This window comes from Curtobacterium sp. SORGH_AS_0776 (assembly GCF_031453355.1).
Lineage (GTDB): Bacteria > Actinomycetota > Actinomycetes > Actinomycetales > Microbacteriaceae > Curtobacterium.
In genome coordinates this window covers 2964759-2988601 of record NZ_JAVIYU010000001.1, presented here as the reverse complement: position 1 = coordinate 2988601, position 23843 = coordinate 2964759, and the positions used below count along the sequence as shown (strand labels likewise).

General features: G+C 71.9%; 17 protein-coding genes, 1 tRNA gene and 1 pseudogene. 13 read left to right on the top strand and 6 right to left on the bottom strand.

From position 1 onward, the window contains the following. Positions 1-19: 19 nt before the first annotated feature. From QE359_RS14610 to QE359_RS14590, 5 genes are all read right to left on the bottom strand, one after another. On the bottom strand, positions 20-1411 hold the full coding sequence (locus QE359_RS14610; protein ID WP_309779719.1) for a M1 family metallopeptidase: 1392 nt from the start codon (positions 1409-1411) through the stop codon (positions 20-22). Next, entirely contained in the window at positions 1336-5262 is a 3927-nt protein-coding gene (locus QE359_RS14605) for a Pls/PosA family non-ribosomal peptide synthetase (RefSeq protein WP_309779718.1), read from the bottom strand. The genes QE359_RS14610 and QE359_RS14605 overlap by 76 nt, the downstream gene beginning before the upstream one ends. A gap of 45 nt (positions 5263-5307) precedes the next feature. Further along, the gene (locus tag QE359_RS14600; protein WP_309779717.1) at positions 5308-6369 is read right to left on the bottom strand and encodes a Gfo/Idh/MocA family oxidoreductase; all 1062 of its coding nucleotides are present in this window, start codon (positions 6367-6369) and stop codon (positions 5308-5310) included. 134 nt (positions 6370-6503) lie between these two features. Then, positions 6504-6575: transfer RNA gene (locus tag QE359_RS14595), tRNA-Arg, on the bottom strand. 345 nt (positions 6576-6920) lie between these two features. Further along, positions 6921-7496, bottom strand: coding sequence for a hypothetical protein (locus QE359_RS14590; protein ID WP_309779716.1), 576 nt, complete (start codon positions 7494-7496; stop codon positions 6921-6923). Positions 7497-7555: 59 nt separating this feature from the next. Between QE359_RS14590 and argS the strand changes: the two genes are divergently transcribed. The 9 genes and pseudogenes from argS to prmC all read left to right on the top strand — a co-directional run bounded on the left by argS (position 7556) and on the right by prmC (position 19481). Then, positions 7556-9226, top strand: a complete 1671-nt coding sequence (argS, locus tag QE359_RS14585) for an arginine--tRNA ligase (protein WP_309779712.1) — start codon at positions 7556-7558, stop codon at positions 9224-9226. Positions 9227-9434: 208 nt separating this feature from the next. Further along, complete coding sequence (locus QE359_RS14580) at positions 9435-10190, top strand: LmeA family phospholipid-binding protein (RefSeq protein ID WP_309779711.1); 756 nt, start codon at positions 9435-9437, stop codon at positions 10188-10190. 58 nt (positions 10191-10248) lie between these two features. Further along, a pseudogene (gene lysA / locus QE359_RS14575) lies at positions 10249-11653 on the top strand (diaminopimelate decarboxylase). 44 nt (positions 11654-11697) lie between these two features. Continuing rightward, positions 11698-13005 (top strand): homoserine dehydrogenase, encoded by a 1308-nt coding sequence (locus QE359_RS14570; RefSeq protein ID WP_071302517.1) that lies wholly within the window; start codon positions 11698-11700, stop codon positions 13003-13005. 44 nt (positions 13006-13049) lie between these two features. Continuing rightward, positions 13050-14129 (top strand): threonine synthase, encoded by a 1080-nt coding sequence (gene thrC, locus QE359_RS14565; protein ID WP_070416299.1) that lies wholly within the window; start codon positions 13050-13052, stop codon positions 14127-14129. A gap of 32 nt (positions 14130-14161) precedes the next feature. Further along, on the top strand, positions 14162-15121 hold the full coding sequence (gene thrB / locus QE359_RS14560) for a homoserine kinase (RefSeq protein WP_309779708.1): 960 nt from the start codon (positions 14162-14164) through the stop codon (positions 15119-15121). A 161-nt stretch (positions 15122-15282) separates the two neighbouring features. Beyond that, positions 15283-17487 (top strand): transcription termination factor Rho, encoded by a 2205-nt coding sequence (rho, locus tag QE359_RS14555; protein WP_309779707.1) that lies wholly within the window; start codon positions 15283-15285, stop codon positions 17485-17487. Positions 17488-17490: 3 nt separating this feature from the next. Further along, positions 17491-18573: a peptide chain release factor 1 gene (gene prfA / locus QE359_RS14550; RefSeq protein ID WP_070416296.1), complete on the top strand. Its 1083-nt coding sequence runs from the start codon at positions 17491-17493 to the stop codon at positions 18571-18573. A 20-nt stretch (positions 18574-18593) separates the two neighbouring features. Beyond that, positions 18594-19481, top strand: coding sequence for a peptide chain release factor N(5)-glutamine methyltransferase (prmC, locus tag QE359_RS14545; protein WP_396127764.1), 888 nt, complete (start codon positions 18594-18596; stop codon positions 19479-19481). Positions 19482-19773: 292 nt separating this feature from the next. On the opposite strand, the gene QE359_RS14540 is transcribed toward prmC, so the two are convergent. Next, positions 19774-20466: an HAD family phosphatase gene (locus QE359_RS14540; RefSeq protein WP_309779706.1), complete on the bottom strand. Its 693-nt coding sequence runs from the start codon at positions 20464-20466 to the stop codon at positions 19774-19776. Between the two features lie 37 nt (positions 20467-20503). On the opposite strand from QE359_RS14540, the gene QE359_RS14535 reads away from it, so the two are divergent. From QE359_RS14535 to atpB, 4 genes are all read left to right on the top strand, one after another. Continuing rightward, entirely contained in the window at positions 20504-21178 is a 675-nt protein-coding gene (locus QE359_RS14535) for an L-threonylcarbamoyladenylate synthase (protein WP_070416294.1), read from the top strand. Further along, a complete protein-coding gene (locus tag QE359_RS14530; protein ID WP_070416293.1) occupies positions 21175-22401 on the top strand; it encodes an MraY family glycosyltransferase in 1227 nt (408 codons plus the stop codon). The genes QE359_RS14535 and QE359_RS14530 overlap by 4 nt, the downstream gene beginning before the upstream one ends. Beyond that, positions 22398-22877, top strand: a complete 480-nt coding sequence (locus tag QE359_RS14525; RefSeq protein WP_309779704.1) for a hypothetical protein — start codon at positions 22398-22400, stop codon at positions 22875-22877. Before QE359_RS14530 ends, QE359_RS14525 begins: the two co-directional genes overlap by 4 nt. A 104-nt stretch (positions 22878-22981) precedes the next feature. Further along, positions 22982-23842, top strand: a complete 861-nt coding sequence (atpB, locus tag QE359_RS14520; protein WP_374115161.1) for a F0F1 ATP synthase subunit A — start codon at positions 22982-22984, stop codon at positions 23840-23842. Position 23843 lies beyond the last annotated feature (1 nt).

The window sequence follows — 23843 nt, the reverse complement described above, 5'->3', positions numbered from 1 at the left end:
CGTCGTCGCCGACCGATCCCTAGAGCGCGGGGACGGTGGGCTCGTCGAGCCAGGGAGTCGTCACGGCCCGGACGGCGTCGACGTCGGTCCCGGCTGCGTCGGCGAACGCGGCGTGCACGTCCTCCGGTGCGACCGACCCGTACCGGTGTCGCTCGGTGATCGTCCGGAGCCCGGCGAAGAACGCGTCGTCGCCGACCGACCGGCGGACGGCGTGCAGGGCCAGGGCGCCGCGCTTGTAGACCCGGTCGTCGAACATGTCCTTCGGGCCCGGGTCGGCCACGACGAGGTCCTCGGGCTGCTCCAGGAGCCCGTCGCGGTACGTCGCCGCGAGGGTGTCGGCCGAGTCGCCGCCGCGGTGCTCCGACCAGAGCCACTCGGCGTAGCAGGCGAAGCCCTCGTGCAACCAGATGTCCTTCCACCTGGCGACCGTCACGGAGTTGCCGAACCACTGGTGCGCGAGTTCGTGTGCGATCAGCCGGTCGGTGCCGTGCTCGCCGTCGACGTGGTTCCGGCCGAAGACCGCCAGGCCGTGCGCCTCGAGCGGGATCTCGAGCTCGTCGTCGGTCACCACGACGCCGTACGACGCGAACGGGTACGGCCCGAACCGGTCCGCGTACAGGGCGAGCATGTCCGGCACCCGCCCGAAGTCCGTCTTCGCGGCCGTGCCGAGGTCGGCGGGGTGGTGCAGCGTGACGGGGGTGTCCGAGCCGCGGAGCTTCGTCGTGCGGTAGCGCCCGATCTGCACCGTCGCGAGGTAGGTCGCCATCGGCTCGGTCGTGGCGTACGTCCACGTCGTGCCGGCGCGGGCGCGCTCCTTGCCGAGCAGCTCGCCGTTCGCGACGACGTCGTAGGCGGCCTCGGCGGTGATCTCGAACCGGTAGGTGGCCTTGTCGTCCGGTCGGTCGTTGCACGGGAACCACGACGGGGCGCCGGTGGGCTGCGCGGCGACGATGACGCCGTCGGTGAGCTCTTCCCAGCCGATCTGGCCCCACGGACTGCGGAGCGGGTGCGGGGTGCCGCGGTACCGCACGTGGACGGTGAAGTCCGTGCCGGCGGCGACGGGCTCAGCCGGGGTCACGGTGAGCTTGTGCGTCGCGGTCGTGTGCTTCTTCGCCCGCTTGCCGTCGACGTCCACCCGGTCGACCGTCATGCCGTGCAGGTCGAGGACGACACGGTCGAGGTCCTCGTGCGCACGGCCGCTGATCGTCGCGGTGCCGTCGAGGCGGTTCGTCGCGACGCGGTACTCCAGACGGAGCTCGTAGTGGTGGGCGCTCCACCGTCGGTCGCCGCTGTGCGGGGTGTACGGGTCGGCGTCTGGGTTCGTCGAGGCGGGCTTCACGGTGCCGTCGAGTCTGCCACGGCGACGTGCTCGACGGACGACCGCGCCGGCACCGGCGGTGCCGATGTCCACGGAGCGATCGGGTTACCAGACCAGTGCGTCCCGCCGGGCACCTGCTCGCCGCGCATCACGAGGGACGCCGGCCCGACGGTGGCGCCCGGTCCGATGCCCGCCGCCGGCAGCACCACGCTGTGCGGCCCGAGCGTCGCACCCGGGTCGAGGCGGACCTCGTCGAGCTGCATCACCCGGTCGTGGAACAGGTGCGTCTGCACGACCGTGCCGCGGGCCACGGCGGCTCCGGACCCGATCGTCACGAGGTCGGCCTCCGGGAGCCAGTACGTCTCGAGCCAGGTGCCGCGGCCGATCGTCGCCCCGAGACTGCGGAGCCACGCCGCGAGGGCCGGCGTCCCCGTCGCCTGCTCGGCGAACCACGGCCGGGCGACGGTCTCGACGAACGTGTCCTGCACCTCGTTCCGCCACACGAACGACGACCAGAGCGGGTGCTCGCGGGCGGCGATCCGGCCGACGAAGGACCACTTCGCGATCGTCGACACCACAGCCGCGACGGCACCGGCGACGATGAGCACCGGCCCGGCGAGCAGCACCGTCCACCCGATGCCGACTGCCGTCCAGAGGGCGAGCAGCGTGCCGACGACCCCGAGCGCGATCCCCGCGGACACCATCGGGGCGGCCAGGCGCAGGAGTTCCCAGCAGCCTCGAGCGACCTTGAGGGACCGCGGCGGCCGGAACGTGCGCTCCTCGTCGAACTCCGCCGTCGCGCGCCGGAGCCGCACCGGGGGAGAGCCGAGCCACGACGATCCGCGCTTCGCCTTCTTCGGGACGGCGGACAGCACCGCGACCAGGGCCTCGCGCGGCACCGAACGTCCGGCGCCGGTCATCCCGCTGTTGCCGAGGAACGCCCGCCGCCCCACCTTCGACCGACCGATCCGCACCCGACCGCCGCCGAGCTCGTACGTCGCCACCATCGTGTCGTCGGCGAGGAACGCTCCCGAGGCGATCTGCGTGAGCGCCGGGATGAGCAGGACCGTCGAGATCTCGGTGTTCCGTCCCACCCGCGCCCCGAGCAGTCGGAGCCAGAGCGGGGTCACGAGCGACGCGTACACCGGGAACAGCAGCGTCCGGGCGCCGTCGAGGATCCGCTCGGTCGTCCACACCTGCCACCCGATCCGGGAGCGCACCGGGTGCCGACCCTCGTGCAGACCGATCCCGAGCAACCGCACCGCTGCCACGACGAGTCCCGCGTACACGAGCCCCGCGACGACCGTCCCCACCGGTACCCACGCGAGCGCGAGCAGCACGGCCCGCTGGAGGGACGCGACCGGTCCGACGAGGAGCCACACCAGCCCCACCCCCGCGGCGACACCGATCGCCGGCAACCCGGCCACGGCCAGGGACCCGGCCCCGTACGCCAGCAGCCACCGGCGTCGGGACGGGGGTCGCGCCTCCCGGTCGTGCCGAGCCGACCCGACGCGTTCCGCCGGCGACCCCGCCCACCGCTCCCCGTCGGGGACCCGGTCGGCGACCGCGGAACCGGCCTCCACCTCGGCACCGACGCCCACGTGCGCACCCGGCAGCAGCGTCGTCCGGCTGTGCACCACGGCGTCCGCGTCGATCCGGACCCGGCCGAGCCGGAACACGTCGCCGTCGACCCAGTGTCCGGCGAGGTCGACCTCGGGCTCGATCGACGCCCGCTTGCCGACCGTCAGCATCCCGGTCACCGGCGGCAGCGCGTGCAGGTCCACGTCCTTGCCGATCGTCGCGCCCAGGGCCCTGGCGTAGTAGCTGATCCACGGCGCACCGGCCGTCGAGGGGCCGTCCACCGCCTCGGCGATCCGCTCCGCGAGCCAGACCCGCACGTGCACCGACCCGCCACGGGGGTGGTCACCCGGACGCACCCCGACGAGCAGGGCCCGGACGAGGACGACCGTCACGGCCATCTTCCCCGCCGGGGTGACGAACAGCACGAGCGCCACGACGAGCGCCGGCCAGGGCAGCACCGGGACGGACGGCAGCGTCGTCGCGTGCAGCACCGCCGCCACGAGCGCCGTCCACGTCACCACCCGCAGACCGCGGAGCACCTGCAGGGGTAGCCCGAGCACCGTCATCACCACACCCGTCGCCGGCGGGACCGGCCGGACGTCACGCGGCACCGACGTCACGGGGCCGGAGTCGTCGAGCGCGTCCGCCAGCGCCCCGATCCGCGGGTGGTCGTACACGTCGGCCACCGTCGTCGTCGGGAAGCGCTCACGGATCGCCGACACGAGCTGCGCCGCCGTCAGCGACCCGCCGCCGTGCGCGAAGAAGTCGTCGTCGACGCTCGCCACCGGCACCCCGAGGATCGCGGACCACCGCTCGGCGATCCACGCCACCGTGTCCGGGAGCATCGCCGTGTCCGACGATCCCGGCAACGGCCACGGGAGCGCGGCACGGTCGACCTTGCCCGAGGTCCGCGTCGGCAGCGAGTCCACCACCGCGAGCAGCGGCACGAGCGCCGCCGGGAGCTCCTCGCGCAGCCGGGCGTTCGCCGCCGCCACGTCCACCGTCGCACCCGCGACCGGCGCGACGTACCCGACCAGCACCTGGTTGCCCGCCGGCGTCCGCTGCACCACGGCAGCGCCCCCGGCCACGTCCGGCAGCCCCTGCAGCGCCGCGTCGATCTCCCCGAGCTCGATGCGACGACCGCCGAGCTTCACCTGGTCGTCCGCACGACCCTGGAACACGAGCCCCTCGGGGTCGTACCGCACCAGGTCACCGCTCCGGTACGCCCGGTCCCACCCGAGCTCCGGGAACGGCGCGTACTTCTCGGCGTCCTTCGCCGGGTCCAGGTACCGCCCGAGCCCGACCCCGCCGATGACGAGCTCCCCGACACCCCCGGGCTCCACCCGGGCACCCGCCGCGTCCACGACCGCGAGGTCCCAGCCGTCCAGCGGCAACCCGATCCGGATCGGCGTGCTCCCGTCGAGCAGGGCACCGCACGCCACCACCGTCGCCTCCGTCGGACCGTACGTGTTCCACACCTCCCGCTCGCGGCTCGCGATCCGCGCAGCGAGCTCCGGCGGGCAGGCCTCACCACCGAAGATGACCAACCGCACCTGCTCCAGTGCGTCGTCCGGCCACAGCGCCGCGAGCGTCGGCACCGTCGACACCACCGTGATCCCGTGCGCGATGAGCCACGGCCCCAGGTCCACCCCGGTGCGCACGAGCGACCGCGGCGCCGGCACCAGGCACGCACCGTGGCCCCACGCCAACCACATCTCCTCGCACGACGCGTCGAACGCCACGCTCAGACCCGCCAGCACCCGGTCGCCCGGACCGATCGGCGCGGCCTGCAGGAACATCCGCGCCTCGGCGTCCACGAACGCCGCCGCGGACCGGTGCGTCACGGCGACGCCCTTGGGCACGCCGGTCGACCCGGACGTGAAGATGATCCACGCGTCGTCGTCCTGCTGGGGGAACTCGGCGCTCGCCGCGGGGTCGGTCACCGGGAGTTCCGCGCCGTCGCGGTCACGCAGGATGCCGCCCACTCCGATCACGCCGACGACGCCGGCCTCGCCGAACACGAGCGTGGCGCGTTCCTCGGGGTCGTCCGCGTCCACCGGGACGTACGCGGCGCCGGCGGCGAGCACCGCGAGGATCGACACGTACAGGTCGCGCCCGCCGGACGGGATCCGGACGCCCACCCGGTCGCCCCGTCGGACCCCGCGTCGCGCGAGGTCGTCGGCCTGCCCGTGCACCAGGCGCACGAGCGTCGTGTAGTCGATCGTGCCGGCCGGGTCCTCGAGCGCGGTGGCGTCGGGGTGCTCGGCGGCGGTCGCGGTGAGGACGTCGAGCAGGGTCCGTGGTGCCGGGGCGTCGGCGCCCCGGGCGAGTTCGTGCTGCGGGTTCCCGGTGGCTGCGGTCATCGAGTCCTCTTCCCGGTCGCGTGCGGGGTCGACCGGCCCGTGATCCTAGGGGGTGGACGTGTCGCGTTCGGAAACACCAGGGGCGTCCACCCGGGGACCGAGCGCGGACCGCGCCGCGTCGAGCGTCGCGGCGAGGCCGATCGAGTCGTCGAGCGAGTGCAGCGGCGACTCCGTGCGCCCCTCGGCGACGTAGTGCGCGAGCGCCCCGGTCTGCCAGACGAGGCCCTGTCTGCCACGGAGGCCGCTCTCGTCCTCCCAGTGCGCCGCCTCCGCGCCGTGGTGCAGCGCGAAGGACGCCGGGAACACGAAGTGGTCGGTGTACCGCACGGTGGCCGCGCTCCCCGCGATGACCGCGAGTCCGGGCGTCCACGCGGTCATCGTCGTGGTCACCACGGCCTGCGCGCCGCCGGCCGACGTCGACACGGTGACGGACTGGAGGTCCACCCCGCGTCCGGAGACCGCTCCCGTCGTGCTGCTGGTCACCGGGGCGCCGGTGGCGAACCGTGCGAACCAGTGCCCGTACACACCGGCATCGAGGAGGGCGCCGCCGCCGGCGGCAGGGTCGAACATGCGGTCGGCGGGGTCGGGGTCGTGCGGCCAGCCGACGTCGACGGACGCGAGCCGGACGTCGCCGAGGGCGCCGTCCGCGAGGAGTCGTGCGACGACGGTGGTCCCCGGGAGGTACCGGGTCCACATCGCCTCCATCGCGAACACCCCGGCGCTGCGGGCGGCCTCGGCGAGGGTGCGGGTGTCCGCCTCGGACGTGGTCATCGGCTTCTCGACGAGGACGTGCTTGCCCGCGGCGATCGCGAGGAGCGCGTGGCCGAGGTGCTGCGGGTGCGGTGAGGCGACGTAGACGACGTCGACGGCGGGGTCGGCGACGAGGGCCTCGTACGAGCCGTGCACGCCGGGGATCCCGTGTCGCCGGGCGAAGGCGGCGGCGCGTTCGGGGGAGCGGGAGCCGACGGCGACGACGCGCTGGTCGGAGTTCGCGTGGAGCGTCGACGTGAAGTCGCCCGCGATCTCGCCGGGCCCGATCACGCCCCACCCGAGCCTCGGCCCGCCTCGCAGCGGCGCAACACCAGGTTCCGGGAACACCATCGTCATGCGCCGACGCTACCGCGCTGTGCGCCCACGAGGGCCCCTGCCCCGACCGCCCCCGAGGGAAGGTCGGCGTAGCCGACATCGCGGGCAGTCGCCTGAGCGAAGCGAAAAACTCGCCTTGCGCGGGGATGTCACTGTGCCCCCAGGAGGATTCGAACCTCCGCCCCTGCCTCCGGAGGGCAGTGCTCTATCCCCTGAGCTATGGGGGCCCTGGGTGGAACCAACCGTAGCAGGTCCGCACGGCTGTCCGAGACCACGCGTGTCGCGCCCGGTCCTTCCCAGGACGCGCGCGATGGGAAGCGGGATCGGGCGTACCTGGTCGGAAGAACTCACCAGGTACGCCCGTTCCCGCCAGGTACGCGGGTGACCAGCTGACGGACGGGAGGTCCGGGGCGGGGCCGCACTGCGCCTCCCGTCCGTCTGGTGGGTACGGCGGGCGCGGGGCGCGCTCGGTGCCGGTCTTTCCCAGGACGCGCGCGATGGCAAGCGAGATCGGGCGTACCTGGTCGAAAGAACTCACCAGGTACGCCCGATCCCGTCCGACCCGTGTCGGGTCAGCCGGCCGGCGTCGCGGACGCGCTCGGCTGCACGACGCTCCGCACCGCGTCGACGACCGGCTGCGCGCCGCCGGGCTCGGTGAAGAGGGTGGAGGTCGCGGTGATCCAGTACGGGTCGGCGAAGGCGTCCGCGCGCCCGACGCCGTCGGTGAGCGAGAAGTACCCCTCGACCCGGTAGGTCGGCACGGATCCGCCCCGTTCGTAGAGCGCGTCCTTGAGGTTCGTGAGCGACTTCTCAGGCAGGTCGGCGACGGCGACCGTGATCGTCGTCGAGGCGTCGTCGGTCGCACTCCAGTGGCACACGCGACCGCGCTGCTCGGCGATGCGCGCCGCCGGGGTCCCCCTCTCCGGCGTGAAGTCGTCGTCGAGGGTGAACGTCTTCCCGTAGACGGACAGGGCGTCGGCGGGCAGGAGCTCGGTGCACGTCTGTGCGACCCGTTTCCCGATCGGACCCGCCGTGGCGCTCGGCGTGGCGCCGTCCGAGCCGCCGCCGGAGCACGCCACCAGGGCGACGGACGCGGACACGGTGAGGAGGGCGACGCTGATCGCCCGGACGCGGCTGCGGGTGGTCATCCCGACATGATGGTGCATCGACCGGGGAGGACCTGTGCGTCCCGGTAGACTCGACCCTCGTGACTCCTGCCGAACTCTCCGCCGCGTACCTGTCGATCCTGACCGGGATCGTCGAGCGACGAGGCGCGTCCGACACCGTGACCGTCGAGGAGTCCCACGCGGCACTCGAACGTCCGAAGAACCGCGCGCACGGCGACTGGGCCTCCAACGCGGCGATGCAGCTCGCGAAGCGGCTCGGCACGAACCCGCGCGAGCTCGCGACGGAGATCGCCGGTGAGCTGACCGAGCTCGACGGCGTGGACTCGGTCGACGTCGCCGGCCCCGGCTTCATCAACATCACGCTCGAGGCCGCCGCTGCCGGAGAGATCGCGCGCACGATCGTCGAGGGCGGCGAGTCCTTCGGGCACGGCGACCTGTACGACGGCGTGCGGATCGACCTCGAGTTCGTGTCCGCGAACCCGACCGGGCCGATCCACATGGGCGGCGTGCGCTGGGCCGCGGTGGGCGACAGCCTCGCGCGGGTGTTCCAGGCGCAGGGCGGCCTCGTCACCCGCGAGTACTACTTCAACGACCACGGCGCGCAGATCGACCGCTTCGCCCGCTCTCTCGTGGCGTCGGCGCTCGGTGAGCCCACGCCCGAGGACGGCTACGGCGGCGCGTACATCGCCGAGATCGCGGCGCGCGTGATCGCGACGCTCGACCCGTCGGTCGACGTGAAGGACCTGCCGCGCGACGAGGCGCAGGAGCTCTTCCGGCGCGAGGGCGTCGACTTCATGTTCGCGGACATCAAGTCGTCGCTGCACGACTTCGGCGTCGACTTCGACGTGTACTTCCACGAGAACGCCCTGCACGAGTCGAAGGCCGTCGAGCGCGCCATCGAGCGACTGCGCTCGGCGGGCGTGATGTACGAGGCCGAGGGTGCAGAGTGGCTCCGGACCACCGACTTCGGCGACGACCGCGACCGCGTCGTCATCAAGTCGGACGGCGAGCCCGCCTACATCGCCGGCGACCTGGCGTACTACCTCGACAAGCGCGAGCGCGGGTTCGAGCGGAACCTCATCATGCTCGGCGCGGACCACCACGGCTACGTCGGCCGGATGATGGCGATGTGCGCCGCGTTCGGGGACGAGCCGGGCAAGAACCTCGAGATCCTCATCGGGCAGATGGTCAACCTGCTCAAGGACGGCGAACCGATGCGCATGTCGAAGCGCAACGGAACGATCGTCACGATGGAGGACCTCGTCGACGCCGTGGGCGTGGATGCGGGCCGGTACGCGCTCGTCCGGTTCGCCAGCGACACCGCGATCGACATCGACCTCGACCTGCTCACGAAGCGCACGAACGACAACCCCGTCTTCTACGTGCAGTACGCCCACGCCCGCACGCAGTCCGTGGCCCGCAACGCCGCGAACGCCGGGGTGGACCGGTCGGCCTTCGACGCCTCGCTCCTGACGCACGACACCGAGGGGGCCCTGCTCGGCGCCCTGGCGGAGTACCCGCGCGTGGTGCGCCAGGCGGCCGAGCTCCGCGAGCCGCACCGTGTCGCGCGGTACATCGAGCAGCTCGCCGGGCTCTACCACCGCTGGTACGACGCCTGCCGGGTCACGCCCCTCGGGGACGAGCCCGTGACCGACCTGCACCGCACGCGCCTCTGGCTGAACGACGCCACCGGCCAGGTCGTCCGCAACGGGCTGGGCCTGCTCGGCGTGACGGCGCCGGAGCGCATGTAGCGGTCGCCGCCCGGCCGGCGCGGAGCGCTGCGCACAACCAAAGTCGCCCCGAACTGCGGAATGCCGTGGTTCGGGGCGACTTCCGTTGTGCGGCGGGCGCTGGGCGCACGCGGCCGGCGCGACCGCGACCGCGCCCGTGCGCCCGGCGCGCCGGGCGCACGCCGCGCCTCCAGGCTCGCTGCCGGGGCCACCTGGCAAGGTGGGACGCATGTCCGCCGCCACCGTGACCCCCCGGAAGCGCCGTCGCTGGCCCGTCGTGCTGATCGTCGTCGTGGTCGTCCTCGCCGCGCTCGTCGTGATCGCCGAGTTCGTCCTCCGCGGGGTCGTCGACCGCATCATCGCCCAGCAGGTCGAGCAGTCGCTGCCGTCCGGCGCCACCGGCGAGGTCGAGGCGCACGCGAAGGGCATCGTCATCCCGCAGCTGATCGGCGGGCAGCTCGACGAGGTCGAGATCTCCTCCCAGAAGCTCACGATCGACGGCATCCCGCTCGCCGCCGACGTCACCGCGCGTGACGTGCCCGTCGACGGGAAGGGCGACGTGCGCGACGTCGACGGCCACGTCCGGCTCGCGGCCGCGTCCGTGAAGGACCTGTCGAAGTACAGCCCGCTGTTCGACCGGCTCAGCCTCGTCGACGGCGGCGTGGAGCTCTCCGGCAAGACCGCGGTCCTCGGCTACGACATCACCTACGCGGCGAAGGGCGACGTCGCCGCGCAGGACGACGGCAAGGGCATCACGATCACGCCGAAGACGGTGCGGATCACGAACTCGTCGCTCGGCCTCAAGGTGGACTCGATCCCGGGCGTCACGAACGTCCCCGTCGAGGTCTGCACGGCGCAGTTCCTGCCGTCGGGGCTCCTCGTGCGGTCGCTCGACGTCACCGCCTCCGAGGCGACGGTGCGCGTCACGGCCGACTCGCTGCCGCTCAACGAGGCGGGGCTGCAGACGGTCGGTTCGTGCGGTTGAGCACGTGGCTGCGTCACACAGTCAGGAGGCGCGGCTCGGCTCGGTAGGATCGGGTCCCGTGAGCGAGAACCCCCTTGCCCCGCAGCACCTGCGGTTCCCGACGGACGCCTCCGCGCTGACCGCGCGGATCTGGCCTGCCTCCGCGACCCGGACCGACGACGGCGAGCTCGTCGTCGGCGGGATCGCCGCGTCCGACCTGGTCGCGCAGTTCGGCACGCCGCTGTACGTGGTCGACGAACGCGACGTGCAGTCCCGTGCAGTGCGGGTGCGGAACGCCTTCACCGAGGCGTTCGAGCGGATCGGCACCCGGGCGCACGTCTACTACGCCGGCAAGGCGTTCCTGACGACGCAGGTCGCGGCGTGGATGGTCGAGGCCGACCTCCGCGTCGACGTGTGCACCGGCGGCGAGCTCGCGGTGGCCCTGGCCGGGGGAGTCGACCCGGCGCTGCTCGGCTTCCACGGCAACGACAAGTCGGACGCCGAGATCGCCCGCGCGGTCGAGGTCGGCGTCGGCACCATCGTCCTCGACAGCCACGAGGAAGTGCAGCGCGTCGCCCGTGCCGCGGCCGATGCCGGGGTCGTGCAGCGCGTGCGCATCCGGATCAACAGCGGGGTGCACGCGTCGACGCACGAGTACCTGGCGACCGCGCGCGAGGACCAGAAGTTCGGCATCCCCCTGACCGAGGCCGTCACCGCTGCCGAGGCCGTCCGCGCCGAGCCGTCGCTCGCCTTCGTCGGCCTGCACTCGCACATCGGCTCGCAGATCTTCGACGAGTCCGGCTTCCGCGAGGCCGCGCGGCGCCTGATGGACGTGCACGCCTCGCTCGTGGCGACCGGCCCGGTGCCGGAGCTCAACCTCGGCGGCGGCTGGGGCATCGACTACACCGAGGCCGACTCGGCGTTCGAGCCGGAGGACGTCGCCGACGCGCTCGCGACCATCGTGGCCGAGGCCTGCGCCGAGCGGGACATACCCGGTCCCCGAGATCGCGGTCGAGCCCGGCCGGTACATCGTCGGGCCCGCGGGGATCACGCTCTACCGCGTCGGCACCATCAAGCCCGTGACGCTCTCGGACGACGAGCAGGAGGCCGCCACCCGGACGTACGTGTCGGTCGACGGCGGCATGAGCGACAACGCCCGACCCGCGCTCTACGGCGCCGACTACACGGCCCGGCTCGCCCGGACGTCCGACGCCCCCGCCGTCCTCACCCGCGTGGTCGGGAAGCACTGCGAGTCCGGCGACATCGTCGTGAACGACGAGTACCTGCCCGGTGACGTGCACCGCGGGGACCTCCTCGCCGTGGCCGCCACCGGTGCGTACTGCTGGAGCCTGGCGAGCAACTACAACCACGTCGGACGCCCGCCGGTCGTGGCGGTCGCCGACGGCGTACCCCGTATCCTCGTGCGTGGCGAGTCGATCGACGACCTCCTCGCCCGCGACACCGGGGTGGTCCCGGGGGCCTGAGCCCCTCGGACGACCCGACTCCCCACGAACAGGACCCGCACCAGATGATCGAATACCGCAACGTCCGCGTCGCGCTGCTCGGAGCCGGCTCGGTCGGTTCCCAGGTGGCGCGGCTGCTCCTCGAACACGGCGACGAGCTCGCCTCTCGTGCCGGGGCCGGCCTGGAGCTCGTCGGGATCGCGGTGCGCGACCTCGACGCCCCGCGCGACGTCGACCTGCCGAAGGAGCTCTTCACGACGGACGCGGCGTCGCTCATCCTCGGCGCGGACATCGTCGTCGAGCTGATCGGCGGCATCGAGCCGGCACGGACGCTCGTGCTCCAGGCGCTGCAGTCCGGCGCCGACGTCGTCACCGGCAACAAGGCCCTCCTGGCGACCCACGGCCCGGAGCTCTTCGCGGTCGCCGAGCAGGTGGGCGCGCAGCTCTACTACGAGGCAGCCGTCGCCGGCGCGATCCCGATCATCCGACCGCTGCACGACTCCCTCGCGGGTGACCGCATCGAGCGCATCATGGGCATCGTCAACGGCACGACCAACTTCATCCTCGACCTGATGGACCGCGAGGGCTCGACGTTCGAGGACGCCCTCGCGACCGCGACCGAGCTCGGGTACGCCGAGGCCGACCCGACCGCCGACATCGAGGGCTACGACGCCGCGCAGAAGGCCGCGATCCTGGCGTCGCTCGCGTTCCACACCTCGGTGCCGCTCGCCGCAGTCCACCGCGAGGGCATCACCTCGGTGACGATCGAGCAGGTCCGGGCCGCGCGCAAGGCCGGGTACGTCGTGAAGATCCTCGCGACGGCCGAGCGCCTGACCGACGAGCAGGGCACCGAGGGCGTCAGCGCCCGCGTGTACCCGGCCCTGGTGCCGGAGTCGCACCCGCTCGCGAGCGTGCACGGGGCGAAGAACGCCGTGTTCGTCGAGGCCGAGGCCGCCGGTGACCTGATGTTCTACGGCGCCGGTGCCGGCGGGGTCGAGACCGCCTCGGCCGTCCTCGGCGACCTGGTGTCCGCCGCACGCCGACACGTCATCGGTGGCCCCGGCATCGCCGAGTCGACCCAGTCCGCGCTGCCGGTCTTCCCGATCGGCACCGTCCGCACGCGCTACCAGATCACGCTGCACGTCACGGACGCCCCGGGTGTGCTGTCGACCGTCGCGGGCGTCCTCGCGAAGCACGGCGTCAGCGTCGAGACCGTCGAGCAGACCGTCGCCACCGGGTCCGACGCGACCGCGACCCTCGTCATCGGCACGCACCTGGCGCGCGAGTCCGACCTCGCCGCGACGGTGGTCGCCCTCCGCAACGAGGACGTCGTCGCCGAGGTCACGAGCGTCCTCCGCGTCGTCGGCGCCTGAGCCGCGCCCGACCGAACTCCAGAACCGACAAGAAGGGGAGCCTCATGGCCCACCAGTGGCAGGGTGTCCTGCGCGAGTACGCCGACCGTCTCGACGTCACCGAGGCGACGCCCGTCGTCACGCTCGGTGAGGGCGGGACCCCGCTCATCCCGGCGCGCCGCCTGTCCGAGCGCACGGGGGCCGAGGTCTACGTCAAGTTCGAGGGCATGAACCCGACCGGGTCGTTCAAGGACCGCGGCATGACCATGGCGATCTCGAAGGCCGTCGAGCACGGTGCGAAGGCCGTCATCTGCGCCTCGACCGGCAACACGAGCGCCTCCGCCGCCGCGTACGCCACGCACGCCGGCATCACCGCCGCGGTGCTCGTGCCCGAGGGCAAGATCGCCATGGGCAAGCTCAGCCAGGCCGTCGCCCACGACGCCCAGCTGCTGCAGGTGCAGGGCAACTTCGACGACTGCCTCGACATCGCCCGCGACCTCGCCGCGAACTACCCGGTGCACCTGGTGAACTCGGTCAACAACGACCGCATCGAGGGGCAGAAGACCGCCGCGTTCGAGGTCGTCGACGTCCTCGGTGACGCGCCCGACTTCCACTTCCTGCCGGTGGGCAACGCGGGCAACTACACGGCGTACTCCCGCGGCTACCGCGAGGACGTGGCCGCCGGTCGGTCGTCCAGGCTCCCGCGCATGTTCGGCTTCCAGGCCGCGGGCTCGGCCCCGATCGTCCGCGGCGAGGTCGTCCGCAACCCGGACACCATCGCGTCCGCGATCCGCATCGGCAACCCGGCCTCGTGGGAGTTCGCGCTCGAGGCCCGTGACGAGACCGACGGCTACTTCGGTGCCATCACCGACGAGGCGATCCTCGCCGCGCACCGCATCCTCTCCGCCGAGGTCGGCGTCTTCGTCGAGCCCGCCTCGGCCATCGGCGTCGCCGGGCTCCTCGAGCGTGCCGACGCCGGCGTCGTGCCGAAGGGCGCGAAGGTCGTCATCACGGTGACCGGCCACGGCCTCAAGGACCCGCAGTGGGCCCTCCGCACGCAGGACGGCGGCGAGGTCACCCCGACGAGCGTCCCGGTCGACACGAAGTCGGTCGCCGACGTGCTCGGACTGGTCGGCGCCGAGTGAGCCCCGACCGCTCGTCCGGACCGGGGGAGGGCATGACCGCCCAGATCGCTGTACCGGCCGGACGGGCGGTCCGCGTACGGGTCCCGGCGACCTCCGCGAACCTCGGACCGGGGTTCGACTCCCTGGGCCTCGCCCTGTCGCTCTACGACGAGGTCGTCGTCCGGGTCCGGCCCGAGCCCGGCGCGACCGTCACGGTCGACGGTGTCGGCGCGGGTGAGGTCGCCACCGACGACACGAACCTCGTTGTCCGCGCCGTCCGCCGCGGGCTCGAGCACGCCGGCGTCGCACTGCAGCCCGGACTCGAGCTGCACGCGGTGAACGCCATCCCGCACGGCCGCGGCATGGGGTCCTCGGCGGCCGCGATCGTCGCCGGGCTGATGGCCGCGCGCGGGTTGCTCGAGGGCGTCGTCGACCTCGACGCCTCGACACTGCTCACGCTCGCGACCGAGATGGAGGGGCACCCGGACAACGTCGCGCCGGCGCTCTTCGGCGGGCTGACCATCGCGTGGATGACCGCGGAGGGTCCGGCGTACAAGCGCCTGCTCGTCCACCGCGGTGTCTCGCCGGTGGTCTTCGTGCCGACCTCGACGCTCTCGACGAAGCTCGCGCGCTCCCTGCAGCCGGCGAGCGTCCCGCACGAGGACGCCGCGTTCAACGTGTCCCGCTCCGCCCTGCTCGTCGCCGCGCTCATCCAGAGCCCCGAGCTCCTCCTGGCGGCGACCGAGGACCGGTTGCACCAGGCCTACCGTGCCAGCGCCATGCCGGAGACCGACGCCCTCATCGGCCTGCTGCGGCAGCACGGCCTGGCGGCGGTCGTCTCCGGAGCCGGCCCGAGCCTCCTGGTCCTCGGCAGCGACCCCGCGCAGCGACTCACCGCGGCCGACCTCGTGTCGCGACACGGGGAATCCGACTGGCGGGCGCTCATGCTGGCCGTCGACCTCGGTGGTGCTACAGTGGTGCCGCACTCGGCGCTCCAAGCCGAACCCGCGTAGGCAGCAGGAACTTCCTCGCCATGCTGGGTCCGGTGCGCGGGGGCAATCTCTTTCTGATCACCGAATCCCGGTCCGTCGTCTGAACGGCGGTCGATGCATACCCGTGCATCCGGGACGGTGGAAACTCTCCGCGTTCTGCGGTTCGAAAGGAAACACCGACCTTGACGAACGTCAACGACTCCACCCAGGTGGAGATCCCCAGCGATCTGCGCGCCCTCCGGCTCCCGGAACTCCAGCGCATCGCCTCCTCCCTCGGCATCACGGGGCTCTCGAAGCTCCGCAAGGGTGACCTCATCGCCTCGATCGAGGACAAGCGTCCCGTGACGGACGACGCTTCCGCCGAGCCGGCCGCACCCGCGGTCGAGGCCCCCGTGGCCGAGCAGCCGACGCTGCCGGAGCCGACCGAGGCACCCGCAGCACCCGCTGAGGCCGTCGCCGACGCACCGGCAGCCACCGAGGCCCCGGCCGAGCAGCCGGCGTCCTCGCGGGCCCGCCGTTCGCGCCGTGCCTCGTCCGGCGGCACCGTGAGCGCGGCGCCGACCTCGGCCGCCGAGCACACCAACCACGGTCAGACCGGCACCGAGGACCTCCTCGCCGGGCTCGACCAGGTCCGCGCCGAGAAGGACGCCCAGGAAGCCGCGCAGACCGGCGGCCAGCGTCGTGGCCGCGGGCAGCGCGACCAGCAGAACGGCCAGCAGGCCGAGCGAACCGAGCAGACGCCGGACCAGGCCGAGCAGCCGGCCCAGCCGGACGCCGCGGGCGACCAGCAGGAGCAGTCCGCGCACGGCACCGAGTCGGGCGACCAGAACGACCAGCAGGGCGAGGGCGGCTCGCGCCGCGGTCGTCGCAGCCGTGGTCGCGGTCGTGGCCGTGGCCAGAACGCCGAGAACGGCGAGCAGGGCGGCGACCAGAACGGTCGCGACAACGCCCCGAAGACCGACGCGGCCCAGAAGAACGGCCAGAACGGCCAGGGCCAGCAGGGCGAGCAGAAGAACGCCCAACAGGACGACAAGAACGAGCAGAAGCAGAACGGCCAGCAGCAGAACGGCCAGCAGAAGCAGCAGGGCCAGCAGGGTCAGCAGAAGCAGCAGCAGGCCCAGCAGAACGCCGACGAGACCGAGGGCGGCCGCAGCCGTCGCCAGCGTGACCGCAAGCGCGGCCGCGGCGGGCAGAACGACGAGTTCGAGCCGGAGATCACCGAGGACGACGTCCTCATCCCGATCGCGGGCATCCTCGACGTCCTCGACAACTACGCCTTCGTGCGCACGACCGGCTACCTGCCGGGCCCGAACGACGTCTACGTCTCCCTCGGCCAGGTGAAGAAGTACCACCTGCGCAAGGGCGACGCGGTCGTCGGTGCGATCAAGCAGCCGCGCGACAACGAACAGCAGAGCCGCCAGAAGTACAACGCGCTCGTGAAGGTCGACTCGGTCAACGGGCAGACCGCCGACGAGGCCGCCGCGCGCGTCGACTTCCAGGACCTCACCCCGCTGTACCCGAACGAGCGTCTCCGCCTCGAGACCGAGCCGTCGAAGCTCAGCACGCGGATCATCGACCTCGTGTCGCCGATCGGCAAGGGCCAGCGCGGTCTGATCGTGTCCCCGCCGAAGGCCGGCAAGACGGTCGTGCTGCAGGCCATCGCCAACGCGATCGCGAAGAACAACCCCGAGGCGCACCTCATGGTCGTCCTCGTGGACGAGCGGCCCGAAGAGGTCACCGACATGCAGCGCACGGTGAAGGGCGAGGTCATCGCCTCGACCTTCGACCGTCCGGCAGAAGACCACACGACGGTCGCCGAGCTCGCCATCGAGCGTGCGAAGCGTCTCGTCGAGCTGGGTCACGACGTGGTCCTGCTCCTCGACTCGATCACCCGTCTGGGCCGCGCCTACAACCTGGCGACGCCGGCCTCCGGTCGCGTGCTCTCCGGTGGCGTCGACTCGTCCGCCCTCTACCCGCCGAAGCGCTTCTTCGGCGCCGCGCGCAACATCGAGGACGGTGGCTCGCTGACCATCCTCGCGACGGCGCTCGTCGAGACCGGGTCGAAGATGGACGAGGTGATCTTCGAGGAGTTCAAGGGCACCGGCAACATGGAGCTCCGTCTCAACCGTCACCTGGCGGACAAGCGGATCTTCCCGGCCGTCGACGTCAACGCGTCCGGCACCCGTCGCGAGGAGCAGCTGCTCTCCGCCGACGAGGTCAAGATCACGTGGCGCCTGCGCCGTGCCCTCGCCGGGCTCGACCCGCAGCAGGCCCTCGAGATCGTGCTGCGGAACCTCAAGGAGACGCAGTCGAACGTCGAGTTCCTGGTCCAGGTGCAGAAGTCGGTCCCCACGACCGGTGGGCACCACAACGGTCACCAGGAGTAACGCGTGTTCGAGTCGGTGGCAGGGCTGCTGGCGGAACACGAGGACCTGACGCAGCAGCTGTCGGACCCCGCGCTCCACGCCGATGCGGCCCGGGCGAAGAAGGTGAACCGGCGGTACGCCGAGCTCAACCAGATCAAGTCCGCGTACGAGTCCTGGAAGGCGGCGGGGGACGACCTCGCCGCCGCCCAGGAGCTCGCGCGTGAGGACGAGGCGTTCGCGGACGAGGTCCCAGCGCTCGAGGAGCAGCTGTCGGAGCGCCAGGAGCGTCTCCGCCGGCTGCTCATCCCGCGCGACCCCGACGACGGGCGCGACGTGATCATGGAGATCAAGGGCGGCGAGGGCGGCGAGGAATCGGCGCTCTTCGCGGCCGACCTCCTGCGCATGTACTCGCACTACGCCGAGTCCAAGGGCTGGAAGATCGAGATGCTCGAGCGCACCGAGTCCGACCTCGGTGGCTACAAGGACGTCCAGGTCGCGATCAAGTCGAACGCGACCGATCCGTCCCAGGGCGTCTGGGCGCACCTCAAGTACGAGGGCGGCGTGCACCGTGTGCAGCGTGTGCCGGCGACCGAGTCGCAGGGGCGCATCCACACCTCGACGACCGGCGTGCTCGTCTTCCCCGAGGTCGACGAGCCCGAAGAGGTCCAGATCAACCAGAACGACCTCAAGATCGACGTCTACCGGTCCTCCGGGCCCGGGGGACAGTCCGTCAACACGACCGACTCCGCGGTTCGCATCACCCACCTGCCCACGGGCATCACGGTCGCGATGCAGAACGAGAAGTCGCAGCTGCAGAACCGCGAGGCCGGCATGCGCGTCCTGCGTGCCCGCATCCTCGCGCGCCAGCAGGAGGAGCTCGACGCCATCGCCTCGGACGCGCGCAAGTCGCAGATCCGCGGCATGGACCGTTCGGAGCGCATCCGTACGTACAACTTCCCGGAGAACCGCATCGCGGACCACCGCACCGGGTACAAGGCGTACGACCTGGACCGCGTCATGAACGGTGCGCTCGAGCCCGTCATCCAGTCCGCCATCCAGGCGGACGAAGAGGCACGACTGGCCGCCATCGGCGACCAGGACGCGTGAGCGACGTCCCCTCGGACGGCCTGGAGGCGCGACCCGCCTCCGAAACGCCCGTCGCGTTCGCCGCGGACCGCCTCCTGCGCGAGGCGGCCGCGGCGTTCGACGCGGCCGGCGTCCCGACGCCGCAGGTGGACGCGGAACTGTTGCTCGCCTGGGCGACCGACACCTCGCGCGGCGCCGTGCAGGCCCGGGCGATGACCGGCGGTGCGATCGCCGCCGAGCACGTCGAGCGCTTCCGGCACGCCGTCGCCCGACGCGCCACCCGCGAGCCGCTCCAGCACATCACGGGCGAGGCGTACTTCCGGGCGCTGACCCTGGCCGTCGGACCCGGCGTGTTCGTCCCGCGGCCCGAGACCGAGGGCGTCGTGCAGTTCGGCATCGACGCACTCCGCGCGGTGCCCGTGCCGTCACCGATCGCCGTCGACCTCGGGTCCGGCAGCGGCGCGATCGCCATCGCCATGGACACCGAGGTGCCGAACGCGGTCGTGTACGCGGTCGAACGCTCGCCCGAGGCGCTCCCGTGGACGCGGCGCAACATCGACGCGTACGGCGGGACGGTCCGCCTCGTCGAGGGCGACCTCGCCGACGCGCTGCCCGAGCTCGACGGAACGGTGTCGGTCGTCGTGTCGAACCCGCCGTACGTGCCCGACGACGCGGTGCCGATCGACCCCGAGGTCCGCGACCACGACCCGGCCGTGGCGCTCTACGGCGGTCCGGACGGACTCGACGCGGTGCGTGCCCTCGCCGAGACCGCGTGGCGCCTGCTCGTCCCCGGGGGAGTCGTCGTCATCGAGCACGCCGAGCCGCAGGGCGCCGGCGTGCGCGAGGTCCTGGCGCGCCGGGGGTTCCGTTCCCCGGAGACGCACGTCGACCTGACGGGACGCGACCGCACGACCACGGCGACGCGCTAGGCAGGGTCGACCCGCGCCTCCTGGACCCGGTGTGGGCGCGTGCTCCTGTGGGCCGTTCCGCGCATGGTGGGCCGTTCCGCGCGTACCTGGTCGTTCGTTCCTGCCCGGTACGCGCGATTCCGCTTCCTACCGCACGCGTGATGGGAAAGATCGCGCAGCGGTCCGGGCCTGGAGGCGCGGATCACCTCCGCCGGTCAGCCCACCGCCGTGAGTCGGTGCCGCTCCGCGCATGGTGGGCCGTTCCGCGCGTACCTGGTCGTTCGTTCCTGCCCGGTACGCGCGATTCCGCTTCCTACCGCACGGGTGATGGGACGTTCGCGCTGCGGTCCGGCTGCTCCGCGACGGGCGCGGCGGCGTGCTGCTCCGCGACGAAGGCGAGGACGGCTTCGCGCAGGTCGGTGTGCTCCTCGACGAGCACCGCGTGGATGCCGACGCTCTGCGCGCCCTCGACGTTGATCGGCATGTCGTCCGCGAAGAACGTGCGCTCGGCGGGCACGCCGTGGTGCTCGAGCGCGCGCCGGTAGACCTCCGGCTCGGGCTTGCGCGCCCCGAAGTTGCTCGTGGTGTCGAGGTGCTCGCCGAAGACCGGCGCGAGGGACGGCACCCAGCGGTGGATCCACCGGCCGGCCAGCGGCCCGTTGTTCGTCAGGAGGCCGACGCGACCGTGCTCGCTCGCGACGCGCACCGCCTCGATCCGGTCGGGCAGCTCGGTCATCGCGGCGCCGCGGATCCGCGCCCACTCGGTCTCGGGGACGTCGCAGCCCATGGCCTCGGCGAAGGCGGCGAGGTACTCGTCGCCGTCGGCGTACCCGCCGGCCTCGGCGCGCTGCTCGTTGCCGCAGTCCCACCAGCGGCGACGGAGCTCCGCGAACTCGTGCCCGGTGAACTCGGCGAGTGCGGCCATCCGCACCTGCCAGTCGTACCGGACGAGGACCTCGTCCATGTCGAAGAGGAACAGGAGGCGGGGCGCAGGGGACTCGTTCACGATGCCACCCATTGTGTCGCACTATCATCGTCGAGTCATGGCATCCCGATACGACTGCACCGACTCCGACGGGCTCCTGACCGGGATGCGGCTCGCACGTGCCGCACTCGGGCGCGGAGAGCTCGTCGTGGTCCCCACCGACACCGTCTACGGCGTGGCCGCGGACGCCTTCAGCGCTGCCGCCGTCCAGCGACTGCTCGACGCGAAGGGACGCACCCGGCAGTCGCCGCCGCCGGTGCTCATCCCCGGACCGCCGACCCTGGACGCGCTCGCGAGCGACATCCCGCAGCAGGTGCGCGACCTCGTCGACGAGTTCTGGCCCGGCGGCCTCACCGTGATCCTCCGTGCGCAGCCGTCCCTCGACTGGGACCTCGGCGAGACGCGGGGCACCGTGGCGCTCCGGATGCCGGACTCGCGGATCGCGCTCGAACTCCTGCAGGAGGTCGGTCCGCTCGCGGTGTCCTCGGCGAACACGACGGGGGACCCGGCCGCGATGGACGCCGACCAGGCCGAGGCGATGCTCGGCGACAGCGTCGCGGTGTACCTCGACGGGGGCTCGCTCGAGCCGCACGAGGGGTTCGCGGAGTCGACCGGTTCGACGATCGTCGACGCCACGGGACTCTCCGACGGCGGCAAGCTCCGGATCGTCCGCCACGGTGTGATCCCGGACGAGGAGATCACCAGGGTCGTCGGAGCCGACCTCGTCGGATGAAGTACTACCTGCTCGCCGGGGCCATCGCGGCCGTGGTGAGCTTCTGCGTCAGCTGGATCGTCTGGAAGCTGGGGCTGAAGTACAAGTGGTACCCGAAGGTCCGCGAGCGGGACGTGCACCGCACGCCGACGCCCCGGCTCGGCGGCATCGCGATGTACATCGGCGTCATCGTGTCCCTGCTCGCGGCGTGGTTCCTCTTCCCGTCGATCGCCGGCACGGACTACTTCAGGTTGGTGTTCTCCGAGCCGGGTCGTGTGCTGGCGGTGCTCGGGGGAGCGACGATCATCGTGGTCCTCGGTGTCGCCGACGACATCTGGGACCTCGACTGGATGACGAAGCTGGCCGGGCAGATCATCGCCGCGGGGATCCTCGCCTGGCAGGGCGTGGCGATCGTGTCGCTGCCGATCGGGAACACGCTCGGGGTCGGGTCGTCCTACATGAGCCTGATCTTCACCGTGCTGGCGGTGGTGCTCGTCATGAACGCGGTGAACTTCATCGACGGCCTCGACGGGCTCGTCGCCGGCGTGGCGATCATCGCCGGCGGCGTGTTCTTCCTCTACACGTTCTTCATCAACCGCGTGGTCGTGCAGACGGAGTTCTTCTTCAACCTGCCGTCACTGCTCACCGCCGTGCTCGTCGGTGCCTGCTTCGGCTTCCTCATCCTCAACTGGCACCCCGCGAAGCTCTTCATGGGGGATGCCGGCGCCCTGCTCGTGGGCTTCCTGATGGCCACGAGCGCGGTGTCGGTCACGGGCAACATCGACCCGGCTGCGGTGCAGACACGCCAGGCGCTGCTGCCGGCGTTCATCCCGATCCTGCTGCCGTTCGCGATCCTCATCGTGCCGATCCTCGACTTCGGGCTCGCGGTCACGCGTCGGCTCAGCGCGGGCAAGTCCCCGTTCTCGGCCGACCGGAAGCACCTGCACCACCGCCTGCTCGACATGGGGCACTCGCACTTCCACGCCGTGCTCATCTTCTACGCGTGGACGGCCACCGTGGCGATCGGCTGCCTGCTGTTCCTCTTCGTGGACTGGTACTGGGTGGTCGTCTTCGTCGCCGTCGGCTTCATCGTCTGCGCCGTCGCCACCTTCGCCCCGCTCGGCCGCAAACGCGCCGAGTTCGCCGCACAGGTCGCCACCCGGTCCACCGCCGTGGTGGACGCCAGCCTCGACCCGCTCGACCGGGCCGCCAACGACCGCTCGATCCCAGGAGACAACTCGTGACCGCACCGAACGCGCTCGACCACGTCCGGCCGGTGTTCCGCCGCATCATCACCTGGGGCGCGTTCCTGGCCGTCGGGCTCGCCGTCGTCGGGGGAGTCGTCGGGCTGCTCGTCGCCGGTGGTCCCGGGCTCGCCGGTGGCCTGCTCGGGGCCGTCCTCAGCGTGGTGTTCCTCGGACTGACCGCTGTGAGCGTGCTGGTGGCGCTGCGCGTCTCCAAGGGGCAGATGATCTCCGGCGCGTTCTTCGGGATCGTGATGGGCACGTGGCTGCTCAAGTTCGTCGTGTTCATCGTCGTGCTCGTCCTGCTGCGCGACCGCGCCTGGGTGGACTTCCCGGTACTCGCGATCGCGATCATCGTCGGTGTCGTCGGCTCGCTCGTGATCGACGTGGTCGCGGTCGCGAAGGCCCGGATCCCGATCGGGGTCAGCCTCCCCGGAGACTCCGCGTCTCCTGAGAAGGACGCGCCCCGCAACTGAGAGCCCGGGAAGCCTCTCGCACCTGATAGGCTTCTCGGAGTCCGCGTCCGGAGCATTGCTCGGAGCGGACGAGCCTCCACAACGTCCACCATCGCGTGCCATGCGTGCGCGCGCCGACACAGGAGACAGCGCTGCTATCCCACGCTCTTCCCCTGTCCCTCACCGCTGCGGGTAACACCGTTGCGGCGGGGAGCAGCAAGGCCGCCGAGTTCCATGGTCCGTCGATCAACGAGTTCTTCCCGGATGCGATCTTCTTCGCCGGGACGCCCTTCGAGATCGACCGACTCGTCATCATCCGGTTCATCGCCGTCGCGGTCCTGCTGCTGATCGGCATCATCGGGACCCGTTCGCTCAAGCTCGTCCCCGGCCGCGGCCAGGCGCTCATCGAGTACGCGTTCGACGTCGTCCGCCGGAACACCTTCGACAACCTGGGTGAGAAGGACGGCAAGCGGTTCCTCCCGCTGCTGGCCACGATCTTCTTCTCCGTGCTGTTCCTGAACCTCACGGGTCTGATCCCGGGGCTCAACCTGCAGGGCACCAGCCGTATCGCGTACCCGATGATCCTCGCGATCGTCGCCTACGTGGCGTTCATCTACGCGGGTCTGCGCAAGCACCCGGGCACCTTCCTCCGGAACTCGCTGTTCCCGCCTGGGGTCCCGTGGTACCTGTACATCATCGTGACGCCGATCGAGCTCGTCTCGACCTTCGTGCTCCGTCCGGTGACGCTGACCCTGCGACTCCTGATGAACATGGTCGTCGGCCACCTGCTGCTCGTCCTCTTCTTCGCTGCCACGCAGTTCTTCTTCTTCGACGCCTCGCTCGGTTTCAAGGCGTTCGGAGTCGGGACGCTCGCGTTCGGCATCGCGTTCAGTTTCTTCGAGATCCTGGTCGCGCTGCTGCAGGCGTACGTCTTCATGCTGCTGACCGCTGTGTACATCCAGCTCGCGCTGGCTGACGAGCACTGAC

Excerpts from the sequence above, each read along its gene's own strand:
- QE359_RS14570 (WP_071302517.1), top strand. The coding sequence starts at position 11,698 with ATGATCGAATACCGCAACGTCCGCGTCGCGCTGCTCGGAGCCGGCTCG.
- QE359_RS14580 (WP_309779711.1), top strand. The coding sequence starts at position 9,435 with ATGTCCGCCGCCACCGTGACCCCCCGGAAGCGCCGTCGCTGGCCCGTC.
- QE359_RS14605 (WP_309779718.1), bottom strand. The coding sequence starts at position 5,262 with ATGACCGCAGCCACCGGGAACCCGCAGCACGAACTCGCCCGGGGCGCC.
- QE359_RS14590 (WP_309779716.1), bottom strand. The coding sequence starts at position 7,496 with ATGACCACCCGCAGCCGCGTCCGGGCGATCAGCGTCGCCCTCCTCACC.
- QE359_RS14535 (WP_070416294.1), top strand. The coding sequence starts at position 20,504 with ATGGCATCCCGATACGACTGCACCGACTCCGACGGGCTCCTGACCGGG.
- QE359_RS14530 (WP_070416293.1), top strand. The coding sequence starts at position 21,175 with ATGAAGTACTACCTGCTCGCCGGGGCCATCGCGGCCGTGGTGAGCTTC.
- thrB (WP_309779708.1), top strand. The coding sequence starts at position 14,162 with ATGACCGCCCAGATCGCTGTACCGGCCGGACGGGCGGTCCGCGTACGG.
- thrC (WP_070416299.1), top strand. The coding sequence starts at position 13,050 with ATGGCCCACCAGTGGCAGGGTGTCCTGCGCGAGTACGCCGACCGTCTC.
- QE359_RS14600 (WP_309779717.1), bottom strand. The coding sequence starts at position 6,369 with ATGACGATGGTGTTCCCGGAACCTGGTGTTGCGCCGCTGCGAGGCGGG.